The 12265-nt window shown below is 47.5% G+C and carries 15 protein-coding genes; 7 read left to right on the top strand and 8 right to left on the bottom strand.

The features are described from left to right. Positions 1–1071: alpha-amylase (locus tag C1I60_RS05000; RefSeq protein WP_252361568.1), on the bottom strand; the 1071-nt coding region annotated here is incomplete at its 3' end. Between the two features lie 260 nt (positions 1072–1331). On the opposite strand from C1I60_RS05000, the gene C1I60_RS04995 reads away from it, so the two are divergent. Beyond that, positions 1332–2144 carry an HNH endonuclease gene (locus C1I60_RS04995; RefSeq protein ID WP_137060750.1) on the top strand — a complete coding sequence of 271 codons (813 nt, stop codon included), beginning with the start codon at positions 1332–1334 and terminating at the stop codon, positions 2142–2144. A 2-nt stretch (positions 2145–2146) separates the two neighbouring features. Here C1I60_RS04995 and C1I60_RS04990 read toward each other — a convergent pair whose 3' ends face one another. Beyond that, entirely contained in the window at positions 2147–2293 is a 147-nt protein-coding gene (locus C1I60_RS04990) for a hypothetical protein (RefSeq protein WP_252361567.1), read from the bottom strand. A 500-nt stretch (positions 2294–2793) separates the two neighbouring features. Between C1I60_RS04990 and C1I60_RS04985 the strand changes: the two genes are divergently transcribed. The 3 genes from C1I60_RS04985 (at position 2794) to C1I60_RS04975 (ending at position 5434) form a co-directional block, all read left to right on the top strand. Beyond that, positions 2794–3225, top strand: a complete 432-nt coding sequence (locus tag C1I60_RS04985; protein ID WP_137060749.1) for a DUF1641 domain-containing protein — start codon at positions 2794–2796, stop codon at positions 3223–3225. A 27-nt stretch (positions 3226–3252) separates the two neighbouring features. Continuing rightward, positions 3253–4434 carry an NAD(P)/FAD-dependent oxidoreductase gene (locus tag C1I60_RS04980; protein ID WP_137060748.1) on the top strand — a complete coding sequence of 394 codons (1182 nt, stop codon included), beginning with the start codon at positions 3253–3255 and terminating at the stop codon, positions 4432–4434. 196 nt (positions 4435–4630) lie between these two features. Beyond that, positions 4631–5434 (top strand): copper amine oxidase N-terminal domain-containing protein, encoded by an 804-nt coding sequence (locus tag C1I60_RS04975; protein ID WP_137060747.1) that lies wholly within the window; start codon positions 4631–4633, stop codon positions 5432–5434. 113 nt (positions 5435–5547) lie between these two features. On the opposite strand, the gene C1I60_RS04970 is transcribed toward C1I60_RS04975, so the two are convergent. Together C1I60_RS04970 and C1I60_RS04965 are read right to left on the bottom strand one after the other, a co-directional pair. Beyond that, positions 5548–6591, bottom strand: a complete 1044-nt coding sequence (locus C1I60_RS04970) for a stalk domain-containing protein (protein WP_137060746.1) — start codon at positions 6589–6591, stop codon at positions 5548–5550. 270 nt (positions 6592–6861) lie between these two features. Then, positions 6862–7038 carry a CsbD family protein gene (locus C1I60_RS04965; protein ID WP_068939077.1) on the bottom strand — a complete coding sequence of 59 codons (177 nt, stop codon included), beginning with the start codon at positions 7036–7038 and terminating at the stop codon, positions 6862–6864. A gap of 150 nt (positions 7039–7188) precedes the next feature. On the opposite strand from C1I60_RS04965, the gene C1I60_RS04960 reads away from it, so the two are divergent. From C1I60_RS04960 to C1I60_RS04950, 3 genes are all read left to right on the top strand, one after another. After that, on the top strand, positions 7189–7704 hold the full coding sequence (locus C1I60_RS04960; protein ID WP_025683910.1) for a DUF2179 domain-containing protein: 516 nt from the start codon (positions 7189–7191) through the stop codon (positions 7702–7704). A gap of 73 nt (positions 7705–7777) precedes the next feature. Continuing rightward, complete coding sequence (locus tag C1I60_RS04955) at positions 7778–7978, top strand: cold-shock protein (RefSeq protein ID WP_044644292.1); 201 nt, start codon at positions 7778–7780, stop codon at positions 7976–7978. 106 nt (positions 7979–8084) lie between these two features. Beyond that, positions 8085–8297: a cold-shock protein gene (locus C1I60_RS04950; protein ID WP_014278674.1), complete on the top strand. Its 213-nt coding sequence runs from the start codon at positions 8085–8087 to the stop codon at positions 8295–8297. Between the two features lie 126 nt (positions 8298–8423). Here C1I60_RS04950 and C1I60_RS04945 read toward each other — a convergent pair whose 3' ends face one another. From C1I60_RS04945 to C1I60_RS04935, 4 genes are read right to left on the bottom strand one after another with little or no spacing between them, the layout of a single operon-like run. Next, positions 8424–9437 carry a LacI family DNA-binding transcriptional regulator gene (locus C1I60_RS04945; protein ID WP_137060745.1) on the bottom strand — a complete coding sequence of 338 codons (1014 nt, stop codon included), beginning with the start codon at positions 9435–9437 and terminating at the stop codon, positions 8424–8426. Then, the gene (locus C1I60_RS24725) at positions 9400–9576 is read right to left on the bottom strand and encodes a hypothetical protein (protein ID WP_212734438.1); all 177 of its coding nucleotides are present in this window, start codon (positions 9574–9576) and stop codon (positions 9400–9402) included. The genes C1I60_RS04945 and C1I60_RS24725 overlap by 38 nt, the downstream gene beginning before the upstream one ends. 29 nt (positions 9577–9605) lie before the next feature. Then, entirely contained in the window at positions 9606–10805 is a 1200-nt protein-coding gene (locus C1I60_RS04940) for a glycoside hydrolase family 130 protein (protein ID WP_137060744.1), read from the bottom strand. Then, on the bottom strand, positions 10802–11977 hold the full coding sequence (locus C1I60_RS04935; protein WP_137060743.1) for an AGE family epimerase/isomerase: 1176 nt from the start codon (positions 11975–11977) through the stop codon (positions 10802–10804). Before C1I60_RS04935 ends, C1I60_RS04940 begins: the two co-directional genes overlap by 4 nt. Positions 11978–12265 lie beyond the last annotated feature (288 nt).

Raw genomic sequence — 12265 nt, 5'->3', positions numbered from 1 at the left:
CTTGCGCAGCAGAATGAGCGCGTAGGCGCTGGGCTTAAACCAGTCCTCCACCCACGATTCGAGAGCCTCGTGCGGCTGGGAATCATGATTATCGACAAAAGTAACGGAGTTCAAGGGATGAGTCTGGACCAGCGTATCCTCGAAAAGGGTGCTTAAATCGAAATCCTTGCCACCCAAGGAAGCGCTATGTAGCTTGTAGTGGAGAGATACGTCAAACAGGTCGATTTTATAATCAATGGTGTCCAGAAATTTTTGACATGATTCCAGATCCGGTTTCCAAAACTCGCCGACCATATAAAAGTCCTGTCCGCGCTTTTTAATCATTTCCGTTGCGAACTCGCGTACAAATTCATGATTGATATGCTTGATCGCATCCAGACGGAATCCGTTGCATTGCAGGGTATCCACCAGCCATTTGCCCCAACGGATCATTTCCTTGCGCACTTCCTGATGATTATAGTCAATATTGGCGAACATCAAATAATCATAATTACCGAATTCATCATCTACATGCTCGCTCCAGCTTTTATTTTTGCCTAAAATACGATAAATTCCCGTTCGACCCTGACTTGCGTCGTAATCGGTCCCGTTAAAATGCTCAAAATTCCATTGAAATGTGGAATACTGACCCTGACGACCGGGGAACGTAAATTTAGTCCAGCCTTCGATATCGAACGGCTCGGAAATGACCTCATTGCGGTTATCCGGGTTGACCTCGACGACCTTGAATACTTCTGTTTCATCCGCACCGGCTTTATGGTTCATGACCAGATCGACATAGACGGCTACACCGTGGCGAACGCAGGCAGCAATAGCCCCCAGCAGATCCTCCCTTGTACCGTATTTGGTGCGTACCGCACCTTTTTGATCAAATTCACCCAGATCGTAAAGGTCATAGACGCCGTATCCCGTATCCTCGGGGGATTGGCCCTTGGTGACAGGTGGAATCCATATCGCGTCAATTCCTTTGGCCTTCAGTTTCGGTGCCAGGCGGGCAAGTTTCTTCCAGTGGGAGCCGTCAGCCTCGACGTTCCACTCGAAAAACTGCATCATCGTATGGTTCCTTTTCATCTTGCGTCCCTCCTTCATATATAACAAGTTACCCACCAAGCAAGGGGGGCTAAACGTCAGACGGTCAATAAGCTGCCGAATGGAGAACAGGGATCGCTGTATAACGTATGCCAAATGCTTAAAATTTGTTATACCTTGTAGGGGTATATATTCGATGGCTAGAAAAGGGAACGTGAAAACGGTAGAATGAATTTAACTTAACCAGAGTTCGGGTTTCAGACATTCAGTAAACGTGAGTAACGGGGAAAGGAGGGGCGAACATGACGGAATCGCAGCCAATCAGGAACGAAGCGGGCGAACCGCTGATGAAAAAATGTACGTATTGTCAGGAATGGAAGCCTTTAACGGAATTTCAGCGTAGAACCGGTCGCCGGGCTGGTCCTTATTCCCGGCGTGGTCCTTGCCGTTCCTGCCGGGGGTTAGCGGCGCAAGAACGTACGTCTGCATCCGCTCCTTCTTCCGTCGAGGGGACACAGCCTCTCACGGCTTCCCTGGCATCGCATGGCGGTGTGCATGATGCAGTCGTGCAAAGCATGGAGGCGTCCGCACAGCCTGACGTGCAGCCTCAGCCGCCACGTAGGAAGCCAGTCACGGATAAAGCCCGCGAGCGTCATCGACAACGGGTTCGGCATTTGCTCAGCAGGCTGAAGCCTGCGGATACGAAGGCCCTGCGGCTCAACCGTAACGGGATGATTCGGTTAAGGGGCAAAACCGATCAGGGAAGACGTTGGCATCAAGAGATTGAATTTGATTTGGCGGTTACCCTGGTCAGAGAGCGCATGGCAGTGGTTATTAATCCGTACGCCATCCGCAGACTTTACAGCAATAAGGAATTCCGTCAATATGTGCTCAAGCGTGATCGCTATACCTGCTTTTTCTGCGGGGGTTACGGCGATACTATTGATCATTTGCTGCCCCGTGCCAAAGGGGGACACACGACGCCTGTCAATTGCGTATGTGCTTGCAACGAATGCAATCAATTCAAGGCGGCCCGTGATGTCGATGAATTTATCGAATCTGGTGTGCCGTTGCCATCTCCTGGTGATACAGATGCTCCAGAGGACTCCTTATGAACCTAGGATACTCCCGCGTCGTGGGAGTCCTGCACATCAATGACGAACGTATCGGGATTGGCCTCAATGCGTTGGCGTGCTTCCTGTGAATCAATGCCCTGAACATGTTGTCTCGCTTCTTGAACCATATCTGAATATGTTTTAGCCATCGTATCAAACCTCATATGCATATTTTGTGGTGATTTCCGTTTGATCGCGCTATGAAATTCACTCTTTCTATTACCCTTCCATGCTATGAAATGACCTTTTTTTTGCAGGAAATTGGACAAAATCTAATTTTATTCTAATTTTTATCTAAAATAACAATAAAAATTTTGTAGGAATTTGTGCAAATTTAAAATTTCTTCGACGATTGTGTTGTGAAAGGTGTAATATAGAGGTATAGGGTTCCGTTTCGGCCTGTTGTTGTCACGGAGAAGCGCTTCGTGTAATATTCCGCAGCAGTAACAACAGAATACCGTCTGAACAATATACAATTAGTGTTTGCGATGAATCAGTCTTGCCCTATTGGGTATAGGCCGGTTTTAGCTGTGCTTCTTGTATGTCTGAGGGCGTGAATTCATTGAACGTTTTATTGCTAGAGTTTATCGATACAGGTTACGAGAAAGGAATGGACTTCTATTTTCACAGTAAAGGAGGACGTTCACGCATGTCTGAAAACCAACAAGAGGTGGCTGTAACACAAGAAGCTACCAAAGAGTCTCGGGATGTATTGGACCAATTGATGAAACCGGAGGTTCAGCAATCGCTGACCGTACTGGTTGAGAATCTGCCCAAGTTGACTGAGATGGTTACTTTGATGACCGATGCTTATGATGTAGCCCGCAGTTTGGCAACCGACCCTGTATTTATCGGCGATATGAAAAGCTCCATGGGGGAGTTTGTGAAGCCTGTTACAGATTCGGCTAAAGGCTTGGCTTCTGCTGCCATTGAAGCAGGAGACCGCGTACAAACTACAGACGGCAGTGTAGGTCTGTTTGGCCTGCTCAAAATGCTTAAAGATCCAAATGTACAAAAAACGCTGCGTTTCAGCCAGGCTTTCCTGGATATTCTGAATGAGCGCCAACGCGAGAGCAAATAATTACCTGATCAAGAACGGAGGATGGACATGTCGAAGCAAATTTTGATCTTGGGCGGCGGATACGGCGGCTTGCTGGCCGCTCTGACAGCACGCCAGCACCTGGACGCTAGCCAAGCAACCATTACAGTGGTAAACCGCTTTGCGTCGCACCAAATTATTACGGAGCTGCACCGTTTGGCGGCAGGTACAATTGCCGAGAAAGCTGTTGCGCTTCCTTTGGAGAAACTGCTGCGTAACAAAGAAATTATCCTGAAAGTGGATACCGTTTCGGAAATCAAACCGGACGATAAAAAAGTAACTCTGGCCAGTGGCGCTACGTTGAGCTATGATGCTCTCGTTATTTCCCTGGGCAGCGAAACGGCTTACTTTGGTATTCCGGGTCTGCAAGAACACAGCTTCACGCTGAAATCAGTGGCAGAAGCAAACCGCATTCGCGCACACGTAGAAGCTCGTCTGGATGCTTACAAGCAATCCGGCAACAAAGCGGACGCTACAATCGTTATCGGTGGTGGCGGTCTGACTGGTGTCGAGCTGGTGGGCGAATATGCTGACAAGCTGCCTGCGGTTTGTCGTGAAAAAGGCATTAACTACGAAGATATTAACCTGTATTGCGTAGAAGCTGGACCTTCTATTTTGGCAGGCTTCCCACAAGCACTGGTTGATCGTGCAGTAACAAGCCTTGAAAAACGTGGTGTTCAAATCGTAGCTGGTGTTCCCATTACGGAAATGAAAGCCGACGAAGTTCTGCTCAAAGATGGACGTTCGATCCAAACGAACACCCTGATCTGGACAGGCGGCGTACAAGGCAACGCACTGCTTGGCGCATCTGGTATCGAAGTGAACCGTGGCCGCGCAACCGTGAACGGTGCACTGCAATCCACTTCCCATGAAGACATCTTCCTCGCTGGAGACAGCGCGGTGGTGTTCCCGGGTGAAGGCGAGCGTCCATATCCTCCAACTGCACAGTTGGCTTGGCAAATGGGCGAAACGGTTGGTTACAACATCTTCGCTTACTTCAACGGAGCGAAAATGGAAAGCTTTAACCCAGTATTCTCCGGTACACTGGGCAGCTTGGGCAGAACAGACGCGATTGGTACTGTAGGCGCGAATGGCACCCAACTGAAAGGCGCTGTAGCTACTTTGATGAAGGAAGGCAGTAACATCCGTTACCTGTCCCACATCAAAGGACTTTTTGCATTGGCCTATTAATATTCCTTACATTTTATATGCTTTATTGGAAGAGAGCGCTGAACAGCGCTCTCTTTTTGCTATGTAATAGAACCTTTTATGTACCATTATGTGTAAAATATGATGTTCTTTATTTGGATAAATATATTAAATTATGGTTGAAATTATATGTTTGTGGGAGTAGACTACTTAAGAAAAAAATAACTAGGAGGGCATTATGAAAATCAGGTTATTAATATGCCTTATGATTGTATTAAGTTTGGGTGCTACTAACACGAATTTGACATCAGCGCAGGCTCAAGGACAAACGCACATATACTTGAAGGTCAATGATCACTACGTTTTATATACCTACCCTGCACCACCCTTTGTGGATAAGAAGGGCAGACTGCTTATACCGCTCCAAGCGGCTGAGGATATATTGGGTGGTAAAGTAACTTACAATGCAGCGAGCAAAACCGCTTCTGTTAATCTGTTGGGTCGTAATGTAATGGCTATGATCGGATCACCCGAAATATCGGTTAATGGTGAGCCAGTGACAATGGACACAGTCCCCATCATGAACAGCAATGCGATGTTTTTGCCGGTATCCATCCTGTTGAAGGATACAGATGCGAAGATGGAGTGGGATTCCAAGCGGGGCTTATTGAAACTAAAGCATGATAGCTTTACGGAAAGTCCAGTTCTTATGAATTTTAAGGGACAAGACTTGGCCCAAGTCATTGACGCGAACGCATTTGATCTTACTTCCTTTGATTGGGATCGCAAGAAAGGCATACTGGATATTTATGCTATGTACGAGGGCGGCTTATCACCTGCTTCCAGGCAAATCGACTTTAATCCTATGATTGTTTATAGCAAAGGAACCTATAGTGTAAATCCTTATTCTAAACCCACTATGTTTTACAAAGTGAAAATCACCACTCCTGGTAATTTGGTTTATACGAGAAATATCAATACAACCGATGCGGATAAAGATTATATAAAATATATAACTTCTGTAGGCCGATTGATTCAATAATTGTTCAGACTATCGAAGGTTGCAGTTATGAAAAGAAGAGGGGGAAGAAGTAAATCAATAACAAAAAGCGACAAGGGCTTAAAGCCTTTGTCGCTTGTTTTTTAATTTATATCTTAGAAGGTAGCGATTTGGCTACTGTTCCCTTTATTACGGATGTACCCTTCCACTCTGTCAATGGATTCTCTATCTTTTAGCTGATCAATAATGCCATCTGTAAGGGTACTTCTTTGATTGTTCGAAAGTTTATTCCAATCATCCGAATTTACATACACATCCACCGTAGCTTTACTGCTGTCGCCTCTTACGCTGAAATCAAAACCGTACCCGGCGTAGTTGCTGTATCTATCAAACAAAGAACGTTGGATCGTGCTTGCGTCGAAAGATGTACCTATTTTTTTAATCGTAACATCGCCTCTACTGTTGGTTGTAAAGCTCGCTAATTTATCTCTATTACTGGAATTCTTAACCGTACCGTCAACATTGGCATTTTTATACTCTTTCAAAATATCTTCAACGATGTCCTCCAGGTAGCTCTTTTGTTTACTGCTGGATAGGTCAGTCCATCTGGATTTCGTCATTTCGATAGTCACGGTAATATCGTTTTTATTGCCACTGAGCGAGATATCAGAGTTGGTGTTGTAGTCATCGCTGTGATCATCGTTCAACTCCTTTTGAAGATCCTTCAAGGTGCTAGAGCTGCTTTTACTTGCATCATCTTTTAGTGTCTGATTGTCTTTTTGCAATTGAGCGATGGTAGCGTCTTTGGTTGTGTTCGCTGCTTTCGCCGTGTTCAGCTCCTGAGTCAGCGTCGTAATCTGGTTGTTCAATGCTGTAACTGTAGATTGATCAATCGGAACGCCGTTGTCAGCAATGACTACGCGTTTGTTCGTGCCGTCCCATTCTACTTTTTTATCCAAAGCTGTACCTGCCAGACGAAGCGGGAGATAAGTCACGCCATCCAGCATAAATGGTTCTGTTTTTGCATCATAAGGAACCTCAGTTCCGTTGTAGATGATTTTGATATTGTTATAAACTGCTTGGATCGGTTTAGTCACTTGCGCGGCATATGTGGATTGGCTGAAAAGAGCCCCCGATATGGCCAAGGCGGATACGGCAGTGATGATGACAGGCTTTTTCATAGATTTCAATGATTTCATTCGTTGGTCTACCCCTTTATTTAAGAATTATAGCCTAGTTCATAGACTAGAGTAACATTAATGCCTACAAATTCCAACACGTTTGGAGGGATATTAGCAGATGTGCTTATATTGGTTAGACGCAACAGCAAGAGTAAAAGTTGCCCTGTTTTCGTAAAAGTTTTTTGAAAAGTCGTCAAATAAAACAAGTCAAATAAAACAAGCCCGCTGCACAAGACAGCGAGGCTTGATGGGAAAATATTGCGTCAAAGCTCATATCCAAAGCACGAATTATTTGCCGTCCTTCAGCTTGCCTGCTGTTTCCTGAAGATGGCCTTTGGCCTTATCCAGCTTACCTTCGGCTTGAAGGGATTTATTATCCGTGGCATTCCCGATTTGATCCTTGATTTCACCTTTGGCTTTGTTAACATTACCTTTGATTTTATCGCTGATTCCGTTATCCTTCATGTTATAGTCCTCCTTATGTGATCGAAATTTCATTCAGCATGCTGTAGTTAGTCTTTACCCGAGCGAGGGTGATGCGAAACGGAAAGCTGTGCGACATACAAGGGTATAATGATGGATACAGGCCAAATCAGAACGTGAAGGAGTGGGCGTATGCTTAAAATTTTGTTATTTATTTTTGTTATTCAAATTATTTACGTGTCTGCGTATACATTGCGTATGATTTTGACGCTGAAAGGACAGAAGTACGTTGCTGCACTCATAAGCACTGTAGAGGTTACGATCTACGTACTGGGCCTGAACATGGTGCTTAAGTATTTGGATCAGGTGGCAAGTCTCGCGGTTTATGCCATCGGCTATGCGCTTGGTATTCTCATTGGAGCATGGATTGAGGAGAAAATAGCGCTTGGCTACGTAACCGTCAAGGTGATCAGCAATGAGGTCAACGGAGGTATCGCCAATGCGCTGCGTGACAAAGGGTACGGTGTTACAGCCTGGCTGGGCAGCGGGCGGGATGGAGATCGGCTGGTGATGGAAATTTTGGCTAAGCGAAAAAACCAGAACAAGCTGTACCAATCCATTCTGGATATTGATCCCAAGGCCTTTGTCATTACAGTGGAGCCGAAACAGTTTCATGGCGGCTTCTGGACCAAGGCGATCCGCAAATAAACATTTTGGAAAAATACGCATATTTTTCAGAGGATGGAGCATATTAATACCCGCACAGGAGGGATTTAACAATATGCCAACAGGAACAGTCAAATGGTTTAATGCAGATAAAGGCTTCGGCTTTATCGAGACAGAGGGCCAGGATATTTTTGTCCACTATAGCGCTATCGACGGCGAAGGCTTCAAGACGCTGGACGAAGGCCAGCATGTGGAATTTAATGTAGTGGAAAGCCAGCGCGGGCCGCAGGCGGAGCATGTCACCAAGACCAGCTAAAACAGGTCAGGACGAGCTGGATCAGAGGAGCCTCTTTGTCGCTTTGTTGGGCGGGGCTCCCTTCTAATGTAGGGGATTACCCCATAAAACCGAGGGGGGAATGTAGATGTACAGACGCCAGGCTCCGGAGATTATCCCAGAGGAAGATACGGCGATTTGGTCGTGTACCAACGAGGGTTGCAACGGCTGGATGCGAACGGATTTCACCTTTTTGAGCGAACCGGTTTGTCCGTTCTGCCAAGCCTCCATGGGACAGGAAACTCGGATGCTCCCGATTCTCAATCGAACGGGCAACTCTTTTGTGGCTCAACGCTCCTGAGTAAAGGCGAGTACGTTGACCACATGTGTAGAATCTATGAACACCAAAAGCCGCTCCAGCGACATGCTGAGCGGCTTTTGGTTGTGGAGCTTTGAGAATGGGCCAATTGTCCAAAGCATACATCGATCACGGCCTCTCCATGCGCTGCACGGAATCACGATACACGATGTGACCTTGTACAAGGACCCGGCCAAAACGACTGCCGGGATGGCTTATTTTTTTCATCATGGATTCAATGGCAGTACGGGCCATCTGTTCAATGTCCACTCCAACGGTGGTCAACTGCGGAACAATAAGGGTGGCATATACATCGTTGTCGAAGCCAACAACAGAGCAATCTTCAGGCACGCGGTAGCCCAGAGCAATGAGCTTTTGCACCAGATTGTACGCGACCTGGTCACAGTTGCATACGAAGGCGGTCGGCAGTGGCTGAGGCAGCTCCATATCAACGTATACACCATCGTCGTCCCGGTCGCTGAGTACCCACTCGTTACGCAGAGGCAGCCTGTGCTCCAGCAAGGATTTATAGTAGCCGAGGAAACGGTCCTGAATGCTACTGGTGGAGTAGAGATTACCCACATATGCAATGTCCCGGTGTCCCTGAGCAATCAAATAGTTGGTCAGCTCGTAGGCTCCGTAAAAATTATCGGTTACTACGGAGTCGATATCGGCATGCTCATCATAAAAATCAAGGAACATTTTGGGCAGGTCCATGGATTGCACCAGCTCGATATATGGCTTACTCACTTGTCCCAGAAGAATGAAGCCATCCACCTTGCGGTCGTAATAGATACGTGGCAGATGAAGCTGTTCTTCGTCCTCGCGATGGAGGATGTGAAGAATGCCGTAGTAGCCGTATTGTTCGAGTTCCCGTGAAATTTGCTGATAGATGTGCAGATAAAACGATTGGCCAGGGCCGGTAAAACGCTCGGGAATGACAACACCAATGTTATAGGTGAGGCCCTCCTTCATGGACTTGGCAGCGGTATTGAAACGGTAGCCCATTTCGCCCGCAAGCGTCTTGATGCGCTCCTTTAGCTCATCGCTAACTCCATCCTTGTCATTGAGCGCCTTCGACACGGTCACGCTGCTAACCCCCAGCTTATCTGCGATATCCCGCATCGTTACGTTGCTCTTCATTTCCTGTTCCGCCTTCCAATGTAAAAAAGATCAACATCAGCAGTTTAGCTGCCTTAAAAGAAAAAAACATTTGCAGCATAGCTGCCCTAAGAACAACCATTAGCCTGCGGGTAACAGTTGTTCTCTGGATAGTATACATGGTTCCGCAGGCAGGATAAAGCTTGCGGCTTATGTCCGCTGCGAAGAATGGGCTTGTGCTTGCAATAGCGCTTCATTGCGCTGAATCAGCTCACGTCGGACAGCGGCGCTGCCGAGTGAACGCAGTGGGTCAGGCGGTGTGTTGAACGTGTAGTCCTCCAAGCGGGCAACGGTCGTTGTTGCCACGTGGATACGGGTATCACTGGAGGCGTAGTAAATAAAGACTTCATTGTGCTCGTTAACCACTGCTCCATTGCAAAAAATAACGTTCGAGACATCCCCAACACGCTCTTCATCATAGGGAGCTATAAAATGCCCGCCGGGCTTGGCGATGACGCACGAAGGGTCCTCCAGGCTGGTGGCAAAGGTGTACAGCACATATCGCAAGCCAGCGGCGGTATTGCGTACGCCATGAGCGATATGAATCCAGCCGCGGCTGGTCTTGATCGGAGCGGGCCCTTGCCCGTTCTTGGCTTCGTACACCGTATGATAGCAGCGCTCGTCAATCACTGTTTCGCTCTCAATCACAGGCTGTGTAATATCCTCGCACAGACCGAAGGCAATGCCGCCGCCCGAGCCGGTGGAAATAAATCCGTCCTGCGGACGCGTGTAAAAGGCGTATTGGCCGTTCACGAATTCGGGGTGCAGGACAACGTTACGCTGTTGCGGAGATCGGGTGGAGATATTCGGTAGACGGGTCCATGTGCGAAGATCGCGGGTACGGACCAGTCCGGCCTGAGCGACAGCGCTGGAGGTATCGTGGGGTGGCGCATCAGGGTCCTTTTTCTCCGAACAATAAATGCCGTAGATCCAGCCGTCCTCATGTTTCACCAGCCGCATATCGTACATATTCGTTTCGTCCGGGTCGATATCGTCCCATATTAATGGAGCATCGATGAACCGGAACTGGTCAATACCGTTATCGCTTTCGGCCAGGGCAAAAAACGATTTTCGATCCAGCCCCTCGGTGCGGGAAACCAGTATATATTTGCCCTCATGATAGATCGCCCCTGGGTTTAGCGTTGCATTCACGCCCAGACGTTCCATGAAAAACGGGTTCGTCTGTACGTTCAAATCAAACCGCCAGTGAAGCGGAACGTGATGACGTGTGAGCACAGGGTAGCGGTAGCGTTCGTAGATGCCATTGTAAAAGGTGGTGTTGATCTCATTCGTCTGTGTAATCAGTTCCTCTTGCTGCACCAGCAGCTTATGGTATTGGGTATGAATCATTTCGTTCCCGTCCTTTCCAGCATTTCGATGCAAAATCGGCTGTTGTGATAAGGGCATTTCCAAGGTCCCGCAACTTCTCTCGGATCGGGCTTGCCATCCGCTTGAACGGACCAGAACCATTCACCTCCGGGTCGTGGATCTACGATATACTGCCGGGTGTAGGCCCACAAATCCCGTACAATTTGTAAGAAACGTTCGTCCTGTGTTCGTTGATACGCATTGTAAAAGCCGACGATTCCTTCTGCCTGTACCCACCATATGCGCGAGGTGTCTACCCGATCGCCTTCCCGTTCGTTGATCAGTGAACCATCTGGCTGAACAGCACGCTTTGCTACTGCTTGGGCGATATTCACAACCATGTCTACATATTCCGGGGGATGGTGCCCCAGTACGTTCATAGCCTCCTCAATCAGCCAACTGGCCTCAATATCGTGACCATACGAGGTCAGGTCAAGCAGAGAGCGCCAGTCACTGTCGAAAAATACTCTCAACCGCCGGGTGGAAGCATCGTAAACACGACTGTATAAAATGTCCAATACATTCGCCAGCGCATCTCGCACGCCTTCATCCGGCCATACATGAAGCAGCCCAGTATACGCTTCCAGAACATGAATATGTGTATTCATGGTGATATGCGCGGTTACTCCGTTTTCGCTGAGCAGCTCATTAGGCTGCGTGTTCCACATCCGGTCAAATTGCTCGCCGTATGCCTGGCGGGTGCGATCATATCCTTTTTGCTCCAGCAGGTGGAACAGCTCCTTAGCTAGGGCCAGCGCATCCGGGTCGCCCGTTGCCCGTGCATATTCAGATAAGGCATAAATAGCGAATGCCTGCGCATAGACGTGCTTGCAGGTGTCGGCTGGATGGCCCGTATGATTTACCATCCAGTACATTCCTCCATATACCGGATCTATCAGGTGCTCTTGCAGGAACAGGAAAGCGTGTCGTGCGGCATCCTCATAGATGCGTTCCCCGGTCACACGAGCTGCTGCCGAGAATGACCATAGCAACCGTGCAGTAGCAATCCCGCCCTTGTCCGCCTTCTTATGGATGTGCAGATCGACATCCACCGCACCATAAAATCCACCGTGTACTTCATCCTTCAACCCTAGCCAGAACGGGAGTATGTGATCCTTCCATTCTTGCCTGATCTCATGTAGCAGCGTGTCCAAGAGGCAAAATCCTCCTTTGTAACTTCTATTAGGTTATCGTTAACTTTATTTAAAATCATAATCACGTATCTTAAAGCTGTCAACTGCCCTGAAACATAACCGTTACCCCAAGGCTAATGGTTATGTTTCAGGGCAGCTATGCTGCTATATTTATTATGCTTAGTGGTTATAAATTAGTATTGTGTGAAACTTTTTCAGCTCTGCTTGTATACTCGAAAATAATGAAATTGACATAGTAAGCGTTATCATAATAAAATGATTTTGTTAGTTTAACGATAACCTTATTTC

This window comes from Paenibacillus terrae (assembly GCF_005217525.1).
GTDB lineage: Bacteria > Bacillota > Bacilli > Paenibacillales > Paenibacillaceae > Paenibacillus > Paenibacillus terrae_C.
The sequence above is the reverse complement of the archived record's forward strand: the minus strand, read 5'-3'. Positions and strand labels throughout refer to the sequence as shown.

Coding starts and splice junctions, on each gene's coding strand:
- C1I60_RS04995 (WP_137060750.1), top strand. CDS start 1,332: ATGACGGAATCGCAGCCAATCAGGAACGAAGCGGGCGAACCGCTGATG.
- C1I60_RS04990 (WP_252361567.1), bottom strand. CDS start 2,293: ATGGCTAAAACATATTCAGATATGGTTCAAGAAGCGAGACAACATGTT.
- C1I60_RS04985 (WP_137060749.1), top strand. CDS start 2,794: ATGTCTGAAAACCAACAAGAGGTGGCTGTAACACAAGAAGCTACCAAA.
- C1I60_RS04980 (WP_137060748.1), top strand. CDS start 3,253: ATGTCGAAGCAAATTTTGATCTTGGGCGGCGGATACGGCGGCTTGCTG.
- C1I60_RS04975 (WP_137060747.1), top strand. CDS start 4,631: ATGAAAATCAGGTTATTAATATGCCTTATGATTGTATTAAGTTTGGGT.
- C1I60_RS04970 (WP_137060746.1), bottom strand. CDS start 6,591: ATGAAATCATTGAAATCTATGAAAAAGCCTGTCATCATCACTGCCGTA.
- C1I60_RS04965 (WP_068939077.1), bottom strand. CDS start 7,038: ATGAAGGATAACGGAATCAGCGATAAAATCAAAGGTAATGTTAACAAA.
- C1I60_RS04960 (WP_025683910.1), top strand. CDS start 7,189: ATGCTTAAAATTTTGTTATTTATTTTTGTTATTCAAATTATTTACGTG.
- C1I60_RS04955 (WP_044644292.1), top strand. CDS start 7,778: ATGCCAACAGGAACAGTCAAATGGTTTAATGCAGATAAAGGCTTCGGC.
- C1I60_RS04950 (WP_014278674.1), top strand. CDS start 8,085: ATGTACAGACGCCAGGCTCCGGAGATTATCCCAGAGGAAGATACGGCG.
- C1I60_RS04945 (WP_137060745.1), bottom strand. CDS start 9,437: ATGAAGAGCAACGTAACGATGCGGGATATCGCAGATAAGCTGGGGGTT.
- C1I60_RS24725 (WP_212734438.1), bottom strand. CDS start 9,576: ATGTATACTATCCAGAGAACAACTGTTACCCGCAGGCTAATGGTTGTT.
- C1I60_RS04940 (WP_137060744.1), bottom strand. CDS start 10,805: ATGATTCATACCCAATACCATAAGCTGCTGGTGCAGCAAGAGGAACTG.